This window comes from Janthinobacterium sp. 64 (assembly GCF_002813325.1).
GTDB lineage: Bacteria > Pseudomonadota > Gammaproteobacteria > Burkholderiales > Burkholderiaceae_D > Janthinobacterium.
Genome location: NZ_PHUG01000001.1, coordinates 3,715,786 through 3,734,718, shown reverse-complemented (window position 1 = coordinate 3,734,718; position 18,933 = coordinate 3,715,786). Strand labels below are relative to the sequence as shown.

At 63.0% G+C, this 18,933-nt stretch carries 15 protein-coding genes; 3 read left to right on the top strand and 12 right to left on the bottom strand.

Translation table 11 applies throughout. The features are described 5' to 3' along the window. Positions 1 to 2: 2 nt before the first annotated feature. Genes ccoP through ccoN form a run of 4 tightly spaced genes read right to left on the bottom strand, consistent with a single transcriptional unit; the run spans position 3 to position 3,175 of the window. Positions 3 to 923, bottom strand: coding sequence for a cytochrome-c oxidase, cbb3-type subunit III (gene ccoP / locus CLU91_RS16395; RefSeq protein WP_100875006.1), 921 nt, complete (start codon positions 921 to 923; stop codon positions 3 to 5). Continuing rightward, the gene (locus CLU91_RS16390) at positions 916 to 1,116 is read right to left on the bottom strand and encodes a cbb3-type cytochrome oxidase subunit 3 (protein ID WP_071080089.1); all 201 of its coding nucleotides are present in this window, start codon (positions 1,114 to 1,116) and stop codon (positions 916 to 918) included. The genes ccoP and CLU91_RS16390 overlap by 8 nt, the downstream gene beginning before the upstream one ends. Position 1,117: 1 nt before the next feature. Then, positions 1,118 to 1,732 carry a cytochrome-c oxidase, cbb3-type subunit II gene (gene ccoO, locus CLU91_RS16385; RefSeq protein WP_100875005.1) on the bottom strand — a complete coding sequence of 205 codons (615 nt, stop codon included), beginning with the start codon at positions 1,730 to 1,732 and terminating at the stop codon, positions 1,118 to 1,120. A 15-nt stretch (positions 1,733 to 1,747) separates the two neighbouring features. Next, the gene (ccoN, locus tag CLU91_RS16380; protein ID WP_071080091.1) at positions 1,748 to 3,175 is read right to left on the bottom strand and encodes a cytochrome-c oxidase, cbb3-type subunit I; all 1,428 of its coding nucleotides are present in this window, start codon (positions 3,173 to 3,175) and stop codon (positions 1,748 to 1,750) included. A gap of 257 nt (positions 3,176 to 3,432) precedes the next feature. Between ccoN and CLU91_RS16375 the strand changes: the two genes are divergently transcribed. From CLU91_RS16375 to CLU91_RS16365, 3 genes are read left to right on the top strand one after another with little or no spacing between them, the layout of a single operon-like run. After that, positions 3,433 to 5,571: a T6SS effector phospholipase Tle3 domain-containing protein gene (locus tag CLU91_RS16375; RefSeq protein ID WP_100875004.1), complete on the top strand. Its 2,139-nt coding sequence runs from the start codon at positions 3,433 to 3,435 to the stop codon at positions 5,569 to 5,571. After that, complete coding sequence (locus tag CLU91_RS16370; RefSeq protein WP_198521347.1) at positions 5,571 to 7,043, top strand: virulence factor; 1,473 nt, start codon at positions 5,571 to 5,573, stop codon at positions 7,041 to 7,043. The genes CLU91_RS16375 and CLU91_RS16370 overlap by 1 nt, the downstream gene beginning before the upstream one ends. Positions 7,044 to 7,060: 17 nt before the next feature. Next, positions 7,061 to 8,383 carry a hypothetical protein gene (locus CLU91_RS16365; RefSeq protein ID WP_198521346.1) on the top strand — a complete coding sequence of 441 codons (1,323 nt, stop codon included), beginning with the start codon at positions 7,061 to 7,063 and terminating at the stop codon, positions 8,381 to 8,383. Here CLU91_RS16365 and ccoS read toward each other — a convergent pair. From ccoS to CLU91_RS16325, 8 genes are all read right to left on the bottom strand, one after another. Next, a complete protein-coding gene (ccoS, locus tag CLU91_RS16360) occupies positions 8,371 to 8,553 on the bottom strand; it encodes a cbb3-type cytochrome oxidase assembly protein CcoS (protein WP_100875003.1) in 183 nt (60 codons plus the stop codon). The two genes, CLU91_RS16365 and ccoS, sit on opposite strands and share 13 nt — an antisense overlap. Before the next feature lie 2 nt (positions 8,554 to 8,555). Beyond that, positions 8,556 to 10,997 carry a heavy metal translocating P-type ATPase gene (locus CLU91_RS16355; RefSeq protein ID WP_100875002.1) on the bottom strand — a complete coding sequence of 814 codons (2,442 nt, stop codon included), beginning with the start codon at positions 10,995 to 10,997 and terminating at the stop codon, positions 8,556 to 8,558. A 22-nt stretch (positions 10,998 to 11,019) separates the two neighbouring features. Beyond that, entirely contained in the window at positions 11,020 to 11,790 is a 771-nt protein-coding gene (locus tag CLU91_RS16350) for a sulfite exporter TauE/SafE family protein (RefSeq protein WP_100875001.1), read from the bottom strand. 9 nt (positions 11,791 to 11,799) lie between these two features. Next, positions 11,800 to 13,248, bottom strand: coding sequence for an oxygen-independent coproporphyrinogen III oxidase (hemN, locus tag CLU91_RS16345; protein ID WP_100875000.1), 1,449 nt, complete (start codon positions 13,246 to 13,248; stop codon positions 11,800 to 11,802). Positions 13,249 to 13,273: 25 nt separating this feature from the next. Next, positions 13,274 to 14,932, bottom strand: coding sequence for a methyl-accepting chemotaxis protein (locus tag CLU91_RS16340; RefSeq protein ID WP_100874999.1), 1,659 nt, complete (start codon positions 14,930 to 14,932; stop codon positions 13,274 to 13,276). 195 nt (positions 14,933 to 15,127) lie between these two features. Then, positions 15,128 to 17,236 (bottom strand): EAL domain-containing protein, encoded by a 2,109-nt coding sequence (locus CLU91_RS16335; RefSeq protein ID WP_100874998.1) that lies wholly within the window; start codon positions 17,234 to 17,236, stop codon positions 15,128 to 15,130. A gap of 44 nt (positions 17,237 to 17,280) precedes the next feature. After that, the gene (yiaA, locus tag CLU91_RS16330) at positions 17,281 to 17,712 is read right to left on the bottom strand and encodes an inner membrane protein YiaA (RefSeq protein ID WP_100874997.1); all 432 of its coding nucleotides are present in this window, start codon (positions 17,710 to 17,712) and stop codon (positions 17,281 to 17,283) included. A gap of 84 nt (positions 17,713 to 17,796) precedes the next feature. After that, positions 17,797 to 18,744: a DUF808 domain-containing protein gene (locus CLU91_RS16325; protein ID WP_100874996.1), complete on the bottom strand. Its 948-nt coding sequence runs from the start codon at positions 18,742 to 18,744 to the stop codon at positions 17,797 to 17,799. Between the last annotated feature and the right edge of the window lie 189 nt (positions 18,745 to 18,933).

Sequence of the window (18,933 nt, the reverse complement as noted above, 5' to 3'; positions counted from 1 at the left end):
CATCATTTCACGGGCGTCTGGGGATTCGACAGGCTCCAGACATAGGCTGACAGCACGTGGACCTTGGACTCGCCGAGGAAATCGCTGAAGGCCGGCATGGTGTTGCTGCGTCCCTTGCGTACGGTTTCCATGATGGTATCAGCACTGCCGCCGTACAGCCAGATCTTGTCCGTCAGGTTAGGCGAACCGAGCATCTGATTGCCCTTCGCATCGGCGCCATGACAGGCCATGCAGGCGCCGAACTTGGCCTTGCCCAGCACGGATTTGACGGGGTCCGAGGTGGAACCGGACAGGCTCAGCACGTAATGGGCCACGTTCTCGACATCCTTTTCGGAGCCCAGGGCGGCGCCCATCGGTGGCATCTGCCCATTGCGGCCATGCAGGATGGTGGTCTTGATGATGTCGGGTTCACCGCCATACAGCCAGTCCTTGTCGGTCAGGTTGGGGAAGCCCTTGTTGCCGCGCGCATCCGAACCGTGGCATTGCGCGCAGTAGGTCAGGAACAAGCGCTGGCCGATGGCCAGTGCCTGCGGATCGGCCGCCACCGTCTTGATGTCCTGGCTCAGGTACTTGTTGAACAGGGGACCGTAGTCGGCTTCCGCCTTCTTCAGCTCTTCCTCGTACTGGCCCGTCGATTTCCAGCCCAGGCTGCCGGCATAGTTGCCCAGGCCCGGATACAGGAACAGATACGCCAGGGCGAAGACGATGGTGATGTAGAACAACCACATCCACCAGCGCGGCATCGGCGTGTTGAGTTCCTTCAAGTCCTCGTCCCAGACGTGGCCCGTGGTGCCGTCGGCAGGCGCGCCTTCGACCACTTTGATTTTCGACTGCGAGTACAGCAGCACGCCGCAGCCGATGATGCCCAGCAAGGACAACACGACGATGTAGATATTCCAGAAGCCATTGGTAAAGTCAGCCATGGTTGCGCTCCCCTTGTGCCGGTGCGGCATCGGCCGCGTAGTCGAGCGCTTCGTCGTCGAACGGCAGGCGCGCCGCCGCGTCGAAGTCGCTGTTGCTGCGGCTGAACGTCCACCACAGGATGCCTACGAACGTCGTAAAGGAAACCACCGTCATGACGCTGCTGGCGCTGTCAAACAGGTTTTCGATTGCCATGCTAATTCCTTGTTTTGATTAATGTACCGAGGCCTTGCAGATAGGCGACCAGGGCGTCTTCTTCCGTCTTGTCCTGCAGCTGCGCCGGGCCGGCGGTGATTTCCGCATCGCTGTACGGCTGGCCCAGGCGTTGCAGGGCGCGCATCTTCGGCATGATGTCGTCAGGCACCAGCTTGGTCTTCGCCAGCCATGGGTAGGCCGGCATGTTCGACTCGGGCACCACGTCGCGCGGGTTGTTCAAGTGCGTGCGGTGCCATTCGTCGCTGTAGCGGGCGCCCACGCGGGCCAGATCCGGCCCCGTGCGCTTGGAACCCCACTGGAACGGACGGTCGTAGACGAACTCGCCAGCGACCGAATAGTGGCCATAGCGTTCCGTTTCCGCGCGCAGCGGACGCACCATCTGCGAGTGGCAGTTGTAGCAGCCTTCGCGCACGTAAATGTCGCGGCCCGCCAGGCGCAGCGGCGAATACGGCTTCAGGCCGGCGACCGGCTCCGTCGTGCTCTTCTGGAAGAACAGGGGAACGATCTCGACGGCGCCGCCGATGCTGATCACTACCGTGACCAGGGCGATCAGCAGCCAGGGGTTTCTCTCAATCCATGCATGTGAAAATTTCATTTGCTTTCGCTCCTATCAGGCGTGCGCCGCGTTCAGTTCTGGAATGCGGGCGACGGGGAGTTTGCTGCCGCGCAAGGTCATCCAGGTGTTGTAGCCCATGATGCACATACCCGACAGGTACAGCAGGCCACCGGCCACGCGCACCACGTAGTACGGATACGTTGCTTTCACGCTCTCGACAAAGGTGTAGGTCAGGGTGCCGTCCGGATTGACCGCACGCCACATCAGGCCCTGCATCACGCCGGCGATCCACATTGCGGCGATGTACAGCACGATGCCGATGGTGGCCACCCAGAAGTGCACGTCGACCAGACGCGTGCTGTGCATCTGCGTGCGGCCCGCCAGGCGTGGCAGCAGATAGTAGATCGAACCCATGGTGATGAAGCCCACCCAGCCCAGGGCGCCCGCATGCACGTGGGCAACGGTCCAGTCGGTGTAGTGCGACAGCGAGTTGATGGTCTTGATCGACATCATCGGACCTTCGAAGGTGGCGATGCCGTAGAACGACAGCGAGACGATCATGAATTTCAGGATCGGATCGGTGCGCAGCTTGTGCCAGGCGCCCGACAGGGTCATGATGCCGTTGATCATGCCGCCCCAGCTTGGTGCCAGGAGGACCAGCGAGAAGACCATGCCGATCGATTGCGTCCAGTCAGGCAATGCCGTGTAGTGCAGGTGATGCGGGCCCGCCCACATGTAGGTGAAGATCAGCGCCCAGAAGTGGACGATCGACAAACGGTACGAGTACACGGGGCGCTCGGCCTGTTTCGGGATGAAGTAGTAAACCATGCCCAGGTAGCCGGCGGTCAGGATGAAACCCACCGCGTTATGGCCGTACCACCACTGGATCATGGCGTCCTGTACGCCCGCATAGGCGGAATACGACTTGGTGAACGAGGCTGGCATGACGGCGCCATTGACCACGTGCAAAATCGTCACGGCCAGGATGTAGGCGCCGAAGAACCAGTTGGCCACGTAGATGTGCTTGACCTTGCGCTTGATCAGTGTGCCGAAGAACACGATGGCGTAAGCGATCCAGACGACGGCGATGAGGATGGCGATAGGCCATTCCAGTTCGGCGTATTCCTTGCCGCGCGTCAGGCCCATGGGCAGGGTGACGACGGCGCACAGGATCACCGCTTGCCAGCCCCAGAAGGTGAAGGCGGCCAGTTTGTCGGAAAACAGGCGCACCTGGCAGGTGCGTTGTACAACGTAGTACGAGGTGGCGAACAGGCCGCAGATGCCGAAGGCGAAAATCACCGCATTCGTGTGCAGCGGACGCAAGCGTCCGTATGTCAGCCATGGTATGTCGAGGTTCAGGGCAGGCCAGGCCAACTGAGCGGCGATGATAACGCCAACCAGCATGCCGATGATGCCCCATACCACAGTAGCGACCGCGAATTGCTTCACGATCTTGTAGTTATAGTTCAGCGATTGATCCACAAAGACTCTCCCTGGAATTACTATTTATGATGGTGGCCAGAGAGTAAGTGTTTGATCGCGAAAAAACTTTGATGTGGATCAAAATTCCCCGGATGAAATAAGCGTAGCGAACTGGCATCGAAATAAAGTGATATTTCGGTCAAATTCTGGTCAAAAAAGCCATGCAAGATCCCTGCAACAGCTGGCTTGATATGGCGTAACACATGCATGACGGCAAGGGCTTACAGTGGCGAGTCCAGATATGCCCAAGGCCCGCCATGGAAGACCCCGAACGCTGCGACCCGTTGGATGCCCAGGCGGACCTGCTCGTCGGCAAGGCCGATGGCACGACCCTGTTCGATCACGGCAAGCTCGCTTGCCTGGTGCCGGCGCCGTTGCCGGGCATCGTCATCTTCGTGCATGGCGTCAATTCCAACGGCGAGTGGTACCGCGCGGCCGAAGCAGGCCTGTGCGCCGGCCTGAACACGCGCATGAAGCGCTGCGACGAGCACATGGCGCACGCCACGGCGCAGGGCGGGCAACTGACGCCGGTGAGCTATCGGAGCGAACTGAGCGATGACGGCTACGTCGACCCCGACTACACGGCCAGCACCTTTATCACGCCGCCAGCGCATTTCTCGCCCGTGATCCAGTTTCGCTGGGGCTACAAGGCCAGCGACAAGGAATTGCAGGCGTATGGCGATTCGGTCTACCTGAACGAACATGATTACTGGGGCGGCGGCCCGTTCGCGAATGGCTGCTCATCGCTGCCGGATCTGTGGGGCGAGGGCTTGTCGGACGCCCTCTTCCTGTGGATACACATCGAACACCTCAATCCCGTCAACGACCGCATCGTGTATGCCTGCCCGCCGCGCCCCTACTTTGTGCTGGCGGCTTTGCGCCTGGCGCATCTGGTAGCGGCCATTCGCCGGCAGCAGGCCGATGTGTCGATTACCCTCGTCTGCCACAGCCAGGGCAATATGGTAGGCATGGCGGCCGCGTTTCTGGGCAACAAGATGGCTGACGTGAAAGATGCGGCAGGCAAAAGCGGCCGTTGCGTGGCCGATACGTATGTTTTATGCAATCCTCCGTACAGCCTGTTGCGCAGAAACGACACCGAAGGCTGGTTGCAGGGGCAAGTCAGGGATGTCGATGGCAATGCGGGCCGGCAAAGCGGCAAGGCGCGCCGCCAGACCCTGGCGGCATTTTTCGACATCGTGCGTGGCCAGGCCAAGGAGCCGCCCATGTCTGCCGCCTTGGCACGCATGGCCGCCAACGTGCGCCATGATTTCACCCTGGACAAGGACCGGGCCGCCTATGCCTGCGGCCCGCAGCCGACGACGCGCGGTCGCGTCACCCTGTATTGCAATCCGCACGACCAGGTGATTTCCGCCACGCCCATCCAGGGCATCGGCTGGTTGGGTCTCAGCGCCGAAGAGATCAAGGCCACGCGTGGCGACGGCGTGTTTACCCAGCGCGTCTTCGCGCAGGGCTTTCCCGTTGGCCAGCACGGCGATTATGATTATTGGAGCAATCACTATCGCCAGCCCGCACGGGGCAGCGCCGATTTCTGGCATCCGCATTCGCCGATTTCCAAATATGATCCCAACAAGGGTGCGCGCGCCAGCAGCAGCGAGGCGGGCAGGACAGCGACCAGGCGCACGGCCGCCGCCACCTCGGCCCTCATGCGGATGCTGAAGATCCCCATCCACGCCATCCCGCCCGACGACTGGCGCATTCCCGTGACGGCGCCCGCCTTGCCGGAAGTGTTTACCCCGCAGGCCGTGCGCTTTGGCGTACCCAGCCCGCAGTTCGACCAGAATCTCGATCCGCCCGGCACGCACCGCCATGCGGGCAAGGCGCGCCCGGCAGGCGAGCCGTATGCCGATACAAGCGTGGGCGGCACGCCGCAGGGCGACCGCGATACCGAGGCGGCATTGCGCTACGAAGACCACGCCCGCCTGCGCATGAAGGCCCGCCGCGAGAAGCTGGACGGCAATGACGGCAAGGCCATGATGGAAGACGACCTGTCCACCGCCACGCCGGAATACTTGGAATGGCGCAAGCAGGAAATCCAGGGGCAACTGGCGGCCACCTGCGACACGCATGCGACCGACCATTCCACCATCCTGACCAATCCGCAGCACGCGGAAAAGGCGCTGGCGTATGACGTGGCGATTGGGGTGGGGCATATCCGCGAGGAGGCGATGCGAGAGTTGAGAGTGATTGCGGATTGGCGATTGTTGAAGGAGTTGGAAAAAAGGGGTAATTCAAACAGAATTTTTCTTGAATATTTCAAGCTTGGTTTGTTTAAAAAAAAGCCGTTATTGGCGTGGGTTCAAAGTTATGGCAGCACAGGGCGCATGCCTTCGGAAATTGTGGATGAGCGTATGTACAAGCGCCCGGAGACCTCCTGATGCGTAACTTGATTGCTACCTTTCCGCGCAGACTGGGCTGGAGCATATTTGTTTTCAGTCTTGCGTCTGGTATCGCACTCTGGTCTATGTTGCAGGCCGCTCCAGTCGACGCTCCTCTTGAAGAAGGATTGCTGATGAAACGACTATTATTGATGCCAGCCCTGCTGGCGCTTGCCGTCCTTTTCCTGACCTCGGCCTGCGCCAGCAAGGCGCTTGTCGCAGTACCGGTTGCCGCCGTCATCCCTGCTGCGCCCGCGCAGCCTTACATTGCGCAGGTCGTGGGCGTGCAGTGGCTCAATCCCCTGCAGCGACGCGACTATCCGACCGAATGGCAATTGCTGTGGACACTTGGGCTGGCCAAGCCGAACAAGGACGATAGCAAAGTGAAAGAGAACCCTGTGCGCTTTGGCAAGGTGCAATCGATTGGCATGATCGCTTCCGGCAACAAGGGGCGGGAAACATTCAATGGGTATCATGAAAAGTATGTGGAAGAATTGATTTATCTTTTCCGGGATATCTACTTTTCCAACAAAGAGTATTTTTACAATGCCCATTCGCTGACTGACAAATCCACGCGGCGTGAACTGGCGGGTATTCACGTCGAATATGCCTTGCCGGCTGGACGCCTTGCTCCGGACGCGGCGGGAAAATATATCGTTGAAACGATCACCGATGCCTTCAGCATCGGCAACCCCTCCTTCCCCGATTCCTGGACCACGGCCACGCCGCCCGACGTGCGCGTCACCATGGGCGGCGCCAACGCGGGCTTTGCGTCCCTGGCGGCGGGCTTGGCCTATCTGCAGGCCAATCCCGACAAGACGGTGTGGGTGATGAACTGGGATGCGCCCAGCTATCCGCCCAAGGATGAGCAGATCAATGAAAACATGGTCTTGCTGGTGCTGGCCGGCCCCGGCTACAAGACGCAGCGCGCGCCGCTGGCGTGGCTGGGCTTTCCCGCCACGCGCCAGGTCGCCGATTTCACCGCCGACAAGGGCGCTTCCCCGCGCACCGTGCAGGCCTGGAGCGCTGCCATCGACGCTGCCGCCCGCAACGCGCAATTGAATGACGACGCCATCGGCTACGTCATCCACGATGCCGGCAGCACCTATCCCGCCTCGTCAGAACGGCTAGGCCCGCTGGCGCAAAGCCTGACGCAGCAATTGCCTGACTTCGATTTCAACCGTCAGACGTTCAACATGCCGGCGCTGCTGGGCGAGACGGGCGCCGGCACGGCGCTGACCAACGTGGCGCTGGCCATCGCCCATGCCAACCACGTGGGCCGGCCCGTGCTGGTGGCGGGCAGCAGCGACAGCGAAAGTGTGACAGCCGTGGTGGTGGCGCCGCCGGCCGTCGTGCGGCCCATCGACCACGAACAGCCGTGGTTTCGCGCACGCGGCGGCAATACCGTGTTTTTACCGTGGTGGGGCCGGCGCTTCGATGCGCGGCCGGGGTCGCAAGGGTACTCGCGCTAATCTCGACAGGAGCAGCGATGAAGCGTTTTTTGATGCTAACGATGCTGACCATGCTGCTATCAGCCTGCGCCAACAAGGCGCCGGTAGCCATACCGATTGCCGCAGTCGAGTCCGCCGCGCCACAGCAACCCTACATGGCGCAGGTGGTCGGTGTGCAGTGGCTCAATCCGCTGCAGCGGCGCGACTATCCGACCGAGTGGCAACTGCTGTGGACACTGGGGCTGGCCAAGCCAAACAAGGACGATAGCAAAGTGAAAGAGAATCCTGTGCGTTTTGGTAAGGTGCAATCGATCGGCATGATTGCGTACGGCAATACGGGTAGCGAAACTTTTGAAGGCTACCATCAGCAATACGTTGCCGAGTTAATTTATCGCTTTCGTGACATCTATTTTTCCAGTAGAGAGTATTTTTACAATGCCCATTCACTGACCGACAAATCCACGCGCCGTGAACTGGCCGGCATTCGCGTCGAATACGCGCTGCCTGCGGGACGTCTCGATCCCATAGAAGCCGGAGAATATGTGCAGGATACAATCAGGCGCGCCTTCAGCATCGGCAATCCCTCCTTCCCCGATTCATGGACCACGGCCACGCCGCCCGACGTGCGCGTCACCATGGGCGGCGCCAACTCGGGCTTTACGTCCCTGGCGGCTGGGCTGGCCTACCTGCAGGCCAATCCCGACAAGACGGTGTGGGTGATGAACTGGGATGCGCCCAGTTATCCGCCCAAGGATGAGCAGATCAATGAAAACATGGTCTTGCTGGTGCTGGCCGGCCCCGGCTACAAGACCGAGCGCGCGCCGTTGGCCTGGCTGGGTTTTCCCGCCACGCGCCAGGTCGCCGATTTCACCGCCGGCAAGGGCGCTTCCCCGCGCGCCGTGCAGGCGTGGAGCGCTGCCATCGACGCTGCCGCCCGCAACGCGCAATTGAACGACGACGCCGTCGGCTACGTCATCCACGATGCCGGCAGCACCTATCCGGTCTCGTCAGAACGGCTCGGCCCGCTGGCGCAAAGCCTGACGCAGCAATTGCCCGACTTCGACTTCAACAAGCAGACCTTCAATATGCCAGCCTTGCTGGGCGAGACGGGCGCCGGCACGGCGCTGACCAACGTGGCGCTGGCCATCGCCCATGCCAACCACGTGGGCCGGCCCGTGCTGGTGGCGGGCAGCAGCGACAGCGAAAGTGTGACAGCCGTGGTGGTGGCGCCGCCGGCCGTGGTGCGGCCCATCGACCACGAACAGCCGTGGTTTCGCGCGCGCGGTGGCAACACCGTGTTCTTGCCGTGGTGGGGCCGGCGCTTCGATGCGCGGCCGGGGTCGCAAGGTTATTCGCGCTGAGGCGCGGGCGGGGCGGCCGCTTCCGGCGGCGTATCGTCGTCCTGCAGCACGCGCAGGCCCGGTCCGACGAGGTCGTCGAACTGGCCGCTGTCCGAGGCCGTGAAATACACCCACAGCGCGATGAAGACGACCACGACGCTCAAGGGGATGAGAAGATACAGTGCTTCCATGTTCAGGCTTTCCGCAGGCGCAGGGCGTTGGCGATGACGACCGCCGAGCTGGCAGCCATGCCGACGCCGGACAGCCAGGGGTTGAGGTAACCCAGCGCGGCGGCCGGGATGGCCGTCAGATTGTACAGGGTGGCCCAGCCCAGGTTTTCGCGGATAATGCGCATGCTGCGCGCCGCCGTCTTCGCCGTGTCGAGCACGGAAACCAATTGGCTCGACAGCAGCACCGTGTCCGCATGCGCCTGCGCCAGCGCGGCGCCGGAACCCATGGCGAACGAGACGTCGGCGCCGCTCAGCACGGCGGCGTCGTTGATGCCGTCGCCGACCATCGCCACGACGGCGCCCGTCGCCTGCAATTGCTGCACGAAATCGAGCTTTTCATCGGGCAGGCATTCGCCGCACGCCGTGTTGATGCCCAGTTCCGTCGCCACGCTTTGCGTCAGCGCTTCCTGGTCGCCACTGAGCAGCACGACTTGCTTGCCGCGCCGCTGGAAATATGCGACCACTTCACGCGCTTCCGGGCGCAGCGCATCGCTGAGTAAAAAGCGCGTGAGCCAGCGCCCCTGCATGCCCAGGTACAGCGGTGTCATGCCCTGCACGCCGACGGCCGTGTCGCCCAGCGGCGGCCCGGCGATGGCGGCGACAAAGGCCGCATTGCCCAGGCGGTAGCGCACGCCATTGACCACGCCTTCGAGTCCCTGGCCCTGCACTTCCTGCAATTGTTCCGCATGCGCGCGCGGCTGCTGGCCTGGCAAGCCTTCGGCCGCTGTCAGGATCGCCTGCGCCAGCGGATGGGCGCTGCCCGCTTCCAGCGCGGCTGCCACTTGCAGGCAGGCGTCCTCCGTCATGCTGCCGAGTCCCTCGATCTGTTGCAGCACGGGCCGGCCCAGGGTCAGGGTGCCCGTCTTGTCGAAGACGATGTGGGTGGCGCGGTGCAGGGTTTCCAGCACATGCGGCTGGACGATCAAGACGCCGCGCCGCAGCAGGCTGTCGGTGGCGGCCGCCAGCGCCGTCGGCGTGGCGAGAGACAGCGCGCAGGGACACGACACGACCAGCACGGCAATCGCCACGGGCCAGGCCCGCGACGCATCGTGCCAGCTCCAGAAAGCGAACACGGCGACGGCGAACAGCAGCAGGCCCAGCACGAACCAGGCGGCCACTTTATCGGCCCACTGTGCGATCTGCGGCTTGCCGCTGCCGGCCCGCTCGATCAGTTTCAATAAATCGGACAAGGTGCTTTCGCGCGCCGGTTTCAAGACGCGCAGGATCAACGCCGCGCTGGCGTTGATGGCCCCGCCCGGCACCTGGTCGCCCGTCTTGCGCCGCTGGGCCGCGCTCTCACCCGTCAGCAGCGATAAATCGAGCGCGCTCGTGCCTTCGATGATGACGCTGTCGGCGGCGATCGCCTCGCCCGGTTTGACCAAAATGATGTCGCCCACATCCAGCGTGCCGGCCGGCACCAGGATGGTGGCGCGGTGGTCGGGAAAGCCCGCCATCAGCGAGGCCGAGGCGGGCAAGGCGTGCTGCAAGCGCTCCAGCGCCGAGGCCGCCTTGCGGCGCGCCTGCAGCTCGTAATAGCGGCTGCACAGCAGCAGGAAGATGAACATCGTGGCCGAGTCGTAATACACCTCGCCGCGGCCCGTAAAGGTCGCCACCACGCTGCCGAAGAAGGCCGCCAGGATGCCCAGCGCGACGGGCACGTCCATGCCCAGGGTGCGCGCGCGCAGGCTGGCCCAGGCGCCCTGGAAAAACGGCATGGCTGAATAGCAGATGGCCGGTAAGGTGAGCAGCAGGCTGGCCCAGCGCATCAGGCTGGCCATACTGTCGTCCAGCGTGCCGTCCTCGGCGGCCAGGTAGGCGGGCGCCACGTACATCATCACCTGCATCATCGACAGGCCCGCCACGAACAGCTGGCGGCCCAGGGTCTTGCTGGCCTTTTGCAGGCGCTCGCCATGGCGCACGGCGTCATATGGATACGCCGTGTAGCCGACTTGCCGCACGGCTTGCAGGATGTCGCCCGGCTCGCATTCGGCGCGGCTCCAGCGCACGTACAGGCGCTCGGTGGCGACGTTCAGGCTGGCGGCCTGCACGCCGGGCAGGCGCGTCAGTTGGCGCTCGATCAGCCAGACGCAGGCGGCGCAGCGTATGCCTTCGACGGACAAGGTCGCTTCGCAACTGCTGGCGTCGCGTGCGAATTGCGCGTCGTCATTGCTGTACAGGCGCAGCTCGGGCGGCACCAGGGTCGCATCGGCTGCATTGACGGCGTATTCGTCGCGGTCGCGGTAGTACACGCTCTGGCCGATGTCGACGATGGTTTGCGCCACCGCTTCGCAGCCGGGGCAGCACATGGCGCGCGGCAGCGCGTCGATGGTGACGTTCCAGTTCGAGCCACTTGGCACGGGCAAGCCGCAATGGAAGCAGGCGGACGGTTGTAACACAGCGTTCATAGGTTGGTTTTCATGCATCTTTTCATGGATGGCCCGTGACGCACAGGGCGTCGAGCCAGCCCAGCGACACGCCATTCGCGGCGCGCAGCAGGCCCAGCAGGCCAAAGCCCAGCACTAGCAAGCCGCTGGCGATGCGCACGGGACGGCGCTGCATCTGCGCGCGCAGGCGCGTGCCCAGTAAACCCATGCTCAGCAGCATGGGCAAGGTGCCCAGGCCGAAGGCGGCCATGGCGGCCGCGCCTTGCAGCGCCGAACCCTGCAGCATGGCCGTCAGCAGGGCGCTGTAGACCATGCCGCACGGCACCCAGCCCCACAGGCCGCCCACGGCCAGCGCTTTGAGTGGCGTATCCATCGGCATCAGCGGTTTTAACAGGGGGCGCACGCGGCGCCAGACGACGTTGCCGGCCGCTTCCAGGTGGGCCAGGCCGCGCCAGGCATCCATCAGGTACAGGCCCAGGGCGACGAGCATCAGGTTGGCCAGCCAGTAGCCGGCCACTTGCAGTGACGCCATGTGCAGCATGCCCGCACCCCCCAGGCTGCCGGCCAGGGCGCCGGCCAGCATGTAGCTGCCTATGCGCCCGCCGTTGTAGGCCAGCACGCGTAAGACGTTAGTCTGCAAGCTTGTCTGCAATGCGGGGCGCGCCACGGCGATGGCGATGACCGGGCGGGCAGGCGCCGCCGGCGCACCGCCGCTGATCGACAGGGCGCCCACGATGCCGCCGCACATGCCGATGCAGTGCACGCTGCCGGCCAGGCCGACCATGAACATGGGCACGAGGCTGAGGGCGTTCATCGGGTGGCGTTACACGGTTTTCGAGTAGCGCAGCGGCTGCACCGCGTCCGGCGTCGCGTTGGCGCGGGCCTGCATCAGGTGGCGGTCGAAGACCATGCAGATATTGCGGATCAGCAAGCGCCCTTTCGGCGTCACCGTCAGCCAGTCTTCCTCGATGACGAGCAAGCCATCGCGCGCCAGTTCGCGCAGCTTTTCCAGCTCGGCGGCGAAATAGCTGCGGAACTTGACGGGGTGGGCTTGCTCGATGGTGGCGATCGACAATTCGAAATTGCACATCAGCATCTGGATGATGATACGGCGCAACAAATCGTCCGTATCGAGCTTGATGCCGCGCGCGATCGGCAGCACGCCTTCGTCGAGCTTTTCATAGTAGGCGTCGAGCGTCTTTTCATTCTGGCTGTAGACGGCGCCGACGGAACTGATGGCCGACACGCCGCAGGCGATCAAATCGGCTTCCGCGCGCGTCGAATAACCCTGGAAGTTGCGGTGCAAGCGGCCCTGGCGCTGCGCCACGGCCAGGTCGTCCGTCGGCTTGGCGAAATGGTCCATGCCGATGTACACATAGCCGGCAGCCGTCAGGCGCGCGATGCACAGGCCCAGCATGGCCAGCTTGGTGGCGCTGTCAGGCATGTCGGCGTCGAGGATGCGGCGCTGCGGCTTGAACAGATGCGGCATGTGCGCGTAGTGGTACAGGGCGATGCGGTCGGGGCTGGCGTTGATCACCTTGCGCAGCGTTTCCGTCATCGTCTCCAGGTTTTGCTTGGGCAAGCCGTAGATCAGGTCGATGCTGATCGAGCGGAAACCGGCGTCGCGCGCGGCCTGCATGATGGCCACCGTTTCCGCTTCCGGCTGGATGCGGTTGACGGCTTTTTGCACATCGGCGTCGAAATCCTGCACGCCCAGGCTGATGCGGTTGAAACCTTGCGCGCGCAGCGAAAACACGCGTTCGCGCGAGACGGTGCGCGGGTCGATCTCGATCGAATATTCACCGTCCTCGTCGGAAGCGAACTCGAAATGCTGGCGCAAATGCAGCATCAGCTCCTCCATCTGCTTTTCGCTCAGGTAAGTCGGCGTGCCGCCGCCGAAATGCAGCTGTTCGATCTGGTTCATGCCGGCAAACAGCTTGCCCTGCATGGCGATTTCCTGTTTCAGATAGCTGAGATAGGTGGCGGCCTTGCTGCGGTCTTTGGTGATGATCTTGTTGCAGGCGCAGTAGTAGCACAGGGTGTCGCAGAACGGCACGTGCACGTACAGCGACAGCGGACGGCGGCCGCCGCGCATGCGCAATGCGGCCAGCGCTTCGAGGAAGTTGCCATAGCCAAATTCGGCATTGAAACGGTCGGCGGTCGGGTAGGACGTGTAGCGGGGGCCGGACTGGCTCATCTTGCCGATGATGACCGGGTCGAATTCGACGACGGCGTCCAGGTCGGCGGAAGCACTGCTGAGTAGTGTAGGCATGGTGTGTGTAAGGTCTTGAAAGGTGTTAGGCGGCCAGGCGTTTCATGGCGGGTTTGCCGGCGTTCGCGGCGCCGCCCTTGCCGCCAGGCATGGCGACGCGGCGCGGTGGCGGCATCTTGCCGAAATTGAACAGGCTTACGGCTTGCGACAGGCTGGCTGCTTCTTCCGCCAGGCGCGTGGCGGCTGCGGCGGCTTCTTCCACCAGGGCCGCATTTTGCTGCGTCACCTGGTCCATGTGGGCGATGGCCTGATTGACCTGGTCGACGCCGATGCTCTGTTCGCGCGAGGCGATGGAGATTTCCTGCATGATGGCCGTCACCTGCTTGACGGAGCTGACCACCTGCTCCATGGTGGCGCCGGCGCGGTTCACCTGCAGCATGCCGGCGCCCACCTTGCCGACGGAAATTTCAATCAGTTGCTTGATGTCCTTGGCTGCGACGGACGAGCGCTGCGCCAGGTTGCGCACTTCGCCCGCCACGACGGCAAAGCCCCGGCCCTGCTCGCCGGCGCGGGCCGCTTCCACGGCCGCGTTCAGGGCCAGGATGTTGGTCTGGAAGGCGATGCCTTCGATCAGGCCGATGATGTCGACGATTTTCTTCGACGAGGTGTTGATGTCGTCCATGGTGGTGATCACTTCGGCGACGATCTCGCCGCCCTGCACCGCTACTTTCGAGGCGGCCACGGCAAGCTCGTTCGCCTGCACCGAGTTGTCCGCGTTCTGTTTCACCGTCGACGAGAATTCCTCGATGCTTGAGGCGGTTTCTTCCAGGCTGGCGGCCTGCGATTCCGTGCGGCCCGAGAGGTCCATATTGCCGACGGCGATTTGCTTGGTGGCCACGGCCATGGTTTCCACGTTGATGCGCACGTCGCGGATGGTGGCGATCAGATTGCTGTTCATCTGTTGCAGCGCGCGCAGCAATTGTCCCATTTCATCCGTGCTGTCCGTCTCGAAACTGCCCGACAGGTCGCCGGCGGCAATCGCCCGCGCGCCGTTCAGGGCCTTGCCCAGCGGCTTGAGCACGGACATGCGCAAGGTATACCAGAGGAAAACGTTGATCAGGAAGCCGAACAGGGTGGCGCCGAAGATGGCGTAATTGGTGATCTTGCCGCCGCTGGCGAACAGGCTGATGACGCACACCAGCAGTTGCAAACAGTTGACGATGGACGTGGCGGCCCAGATGCGCAGGTTGAGCGACATGTGCGTCAGCTTGTGCAGCAGGTGCGCCAGGCCCGGGCGCACGATCTGCCCGTTCTTGATGACGATGTTGCCGCCTTCTTTATTGCGGATCGCCGCGTAGGCTTCCTCGGCCGCCTTGACCTGATCTTTGTCGGCCTTCACGCGCACCGACATGTAGCCGATGGTCTTGCCCGCTTCGCGGATCGGCGTGACGTTGGCGCGCACCCAGTAAAAATCGCCGTTCTTGCAGCGGTTCTTGACCAGGCCCGTCCACGGCGTGCCGGCCTGGATCGAGGCCCACAGGTCGGCAAACGCTTCGGCCGGCATGTCCGGGTGGCGCACGATGTTCTGCGGCGAACCGAGCAGCTCTGCCTCGCTGAAGCCGCTGACCTGACTGAAGTAGGGGTTCACATAGACGATATTGCCGTTCATATCCGTTTTCGACACGATGGCCTGATCGTCCAAGACGAGGACTTCACGGTTAGTCACTGGCAAATTTTGTCGCATGGTCGCGGCTTCCTGATCAGTTAAATAGGCAATTGGTGAGTAAGACTTGCACGATTGCAAGAATGGAGATCAGTGTAAGGAGTCGCCTGCGCAAATTTATTGATGTAGATCAAAATCCTCCAGATTGGTCGTGCTTGCACGCATTTAGCGATAGCAATGCGGCATTGTTTTAAAGCTACTGGTTGCCGGTGTAGGCTAATCCACGCCCGCCGTCAGGGGCCGCAAGCCGCCCACGGCGTAGCCTTGCGCGTAATCGATGCCCAGCTCGCGGATGATGGCCAGGGTGGCATCGTCTTCCACGTATTCGGCCACCGTTTGCAGGCCCATCACGTGGCCAACTTCATTGATGGCCTTGACCATGGCGCGGTTGATGGCATTGGTGGCGATGCCGCGCACGAAGATGCCGTCGATCTTCAAATAGTCGACGGGCAGGGCCCGCAGGTAGCCGAACGAGGAAAAGCCGCTGCCGAAGTCGTCGAGCGAGAAGCGGCAACCCATGGCCTTGAGCTGGCGCATGAATACTTGCGCCTTGGGCAGGTTGGCGATGACGGCCGTTTCCGTGATTTCAAAGCAGATTTGTTCTGGCGCGATGGCGAATTGCACGAACTGCTCGGTGATGTAGTCGTGCAAGCCGGCATCGGCCAGCGACATGCCCGACAGGTTGACGGAATACAGCGCCGGTGTCCGGCGCCGGCTTTCCTCCATCGCTTCGATTGGCGGCAGGCTGTCGCGCACGCTCTGGATATGCGCGCAGATGGCATGGATGACCCAGCGGTCGATGGACAGCATCATGTCGTAGCGTTCGGCGGCGGGGATGAAGGCGCCTGGCAAGATCAGGTCGCCCTTGCCGTTGCGGATGCGGATCAGTACTTCGTCGTGGTATTCCGGGCTGTCGTGCAGGTGCACGATGGGCATGGCGTACAGGCGGAAGTAATCGTGGGCGAACGCTTCATTCAGGCGCGAGATCCACAGCATTTCGCCATGCCGCTGCGCCAGCATGACGTCCGACTCCTGGTAGACATGGATGCGGTTGCGGCCCTGTTCCTTGGCCAGGTAGCAGGCCTGGTCGGCGGCGCTCAGCAGCTCGCTCATGGACTTGCTGTCCTGGTTGATTTCCACGATGCCGATGCTCACGCCCAGCTCAAAACTGCGGCTATCCCAGGCGAAACGAAAATCGCGGATGGACTGGCGCAGCTGTTCGCCGATCACGCGCGCGTGATCGAGCGGACAGTGCGGCAGCAGCACGCCCAGTTCATCGCCGCCCAGGCGCGCCAGGATGTCGCTGTCGCGCATCTTCCCCTGCAGCATCTTGGCCAGCAGCTGCAGCAGCACATCGCCGGCGGCGTGGCCGCAGGTGTCGTTGATGACCTTGAACTGGTCCAGGTCCAGATATAGCAGCGCATGCGCGTGGCCTTCTTCCTTGGCCGTGTGCAGGGCACCGGCGACCAGGTGCTCGAATTCGCGCCGGTTGATCAGGCCCGTCAGGGTGTCGTGCGTGGCGTGCCACGACAGTTGCTGGCTCAGTTTGCGCTCATGGCTGACGTCGCGGAAGACGACGACGGCGCCGAGGATGTTGCCATTGCGCGACCAGATGGGCGCGGCCGAGTCTTCCACGGCGATGCGCCGCCCGTCGCGCGTGACCAGCTGCGCATGCGTGGAAATGCCGATGGCCTGGCGCTGGTGCAAGCACTTGATGGCCACGTGGTCGAGCGGCTCACCCGTGTGTTCATCGACGAGCTTGAGGGTTTCCCAGATGTCCAACCCTTGGGCCAGCTCGTTGCTCCAGCCCGTCAATTGCTCGGCCACGCGGTTCAGGTAGCGCGTCTTGCCGAACGGATCGGTGGTGATCACGCCGTCGCCGATGGAGCTGAGCGTCACTTCGGCCAGTTCCCTACTCTCGGCAATCATCAGCTCGCGCGCCATGTGCTCGGTGATATCCCAGATGATGCCCAGGGTGCGGTCGGGCTGGCCTTCTGCATCCGTGAAGATGTGCGCCTTGGCCGCCAGCCAGTGTTCGCTGCCGTCGGGCCAGATGACGCGGTATTGCAGGTCGTAGCCGCCGCGCCGGCGCACGCCATCCTGCAACACCTCGAGTACTTTGCCCTGGTCTTCCGCATGGACGAAGCCGAGAAAGCTGCGGAACGGCTGCGTCAGCGCATGTTCTTCCAGGCCCAGCAAGGCGGCGCCCTTGGCCGACCAGCTGACCGTGCCGTCGATGACCTGGCCATCGACGATGCGCGAATCCCAGATGGCCATGTGCGCTGCTTCCAGCGCCATCTGTAAACGTTTCTGCTGGTCGCCCATCATCCTCTCCCGACATGGATACAGAATAGATGCGCCGCTGCTGTTTAAGTTCCCGGCGCGTCGGCGGAGGTGGCCGGCGTTGCGCGCGCCACATCGCGCACATTCTTTTGCACGGCCACGGCGGAAAACAGGCTCAGCAGGAATGCCATGGCATAGAAACCCTTCTCGCTATTGTGCAGGGTGGCGTTCCACAGGCCCACCGTCAGTAACAGCAAGGCCAGCAGCACGGAAATCCAGCACAGGCCGAAATACATGCCCGTCACGGCGATGCCTTCCGTGCGGTCGCGCACGGATTTTTGCAGCGAGACGGCGGCGAACAGGCCATACATCAGGAGCGTAAAGTAATAGCCCTTCTCGTTGAGGGCCATGCCGGCGTTCCACAGGCCGGTCAAATAGGTGATGGCGCCGATCAGCAGTGCCGCCCAGGAGGCACCGATGAAGGCGCTGCTGGGACGTTGGATGGGGGAAGTCTGCATAGGGTCTCCATGGGCAGCGGGCGCCGCCGGCATGGCCGGGGCGGCAGGCACGGATGCGCCTGCCGCCCCATCAGACCAGAAAGTTTATTTGCCTGGCTTGATCATGCGCAATAAAGCTGACACGGCCGTAACGCCGGCCAGCACCAGGCCACCGGCGATGAGGCCGGCCACCGCGTTGATCAGGCTGGGCGTGACGGCGGCCAGCACGGGGCCGATGCCGGCCACGCCGCCGATGGCTTCTTCAGCATGGTGCAGCATGGCGCTGGCCCACGGCCAGCCATGCGTCAAAATGCCGCCGCCGACCATGAACATGGCCAGCGTGCCCACCACGGACAGGAATTTCATCAGTTTCGGCGCCGCCGACACGAGCATGCGGCCAAATGCACGCACGCCGTCCATCAGCGCGCCTGCGCCCTTGCGCGCCGCCAGGTAAAAGCCCGCGTCGTCGAGCTTGACGATGCCGGCCACCAGGCCATACACGCCCACCGTCATGATGAGGGCGATGCCGACGACGACGGCCACCTGCTCGGCGAAGGTGGCCGCAGCCACCGTACCGAGGGCGATGACGATGATTTCCGCCGACAGAATGAAGTCGGTGCGGATGGCGCCCTTGATCTTGTCCTTTTCCAGCGCCACCAGGTCGACCTGTGGATCGCGCAGCGCTTGTGCCAGCTCGGCCTTGTGGCTGTCGTCCGGGTGCAGATACTTGTGGGCAATCTTTTCGAAACCCTCGAAGCACAGGTAGGCGCCGCCCACCATCAGCAGCGGTGTGATGGCCCACGGCGCAAACGCGCTGATGGCCAGCGCGGCGGGCACGAGGATGGCCTTGTTCTTCAGCGAACCGACGGCGACGGCCCAGACCACGGGCAGTTCGCGCTCGGCGCGCACGCCGGCCACTTGCTGCGCGTTCAGGGCCAGGTCATCGCCGAGCACGCCGGCCGTCTTCTTGGCGGCCACCTTGGTCATCAGGGAAACGTCATCGAGGATGCTGGCGATGTCGTCGAGCAGGGCCAGCAGGCTGGAGCCGGCCATCTCAGCGCGCTCCCACTTTGGTGGCAGGCAATTGTGGAGCGAGGAAAGTGTTGTTTTTCATGATGTTATTCTTGGTTGTACGGCAAGGGGTGACGTGGGTAAGGCATCCTTGCGATCTTACATCAGGGCGGGCCGGCAAGGCCGCACTGACCGGGGTAAAATTGCTCATCGTCACCATTTTTTGGACAC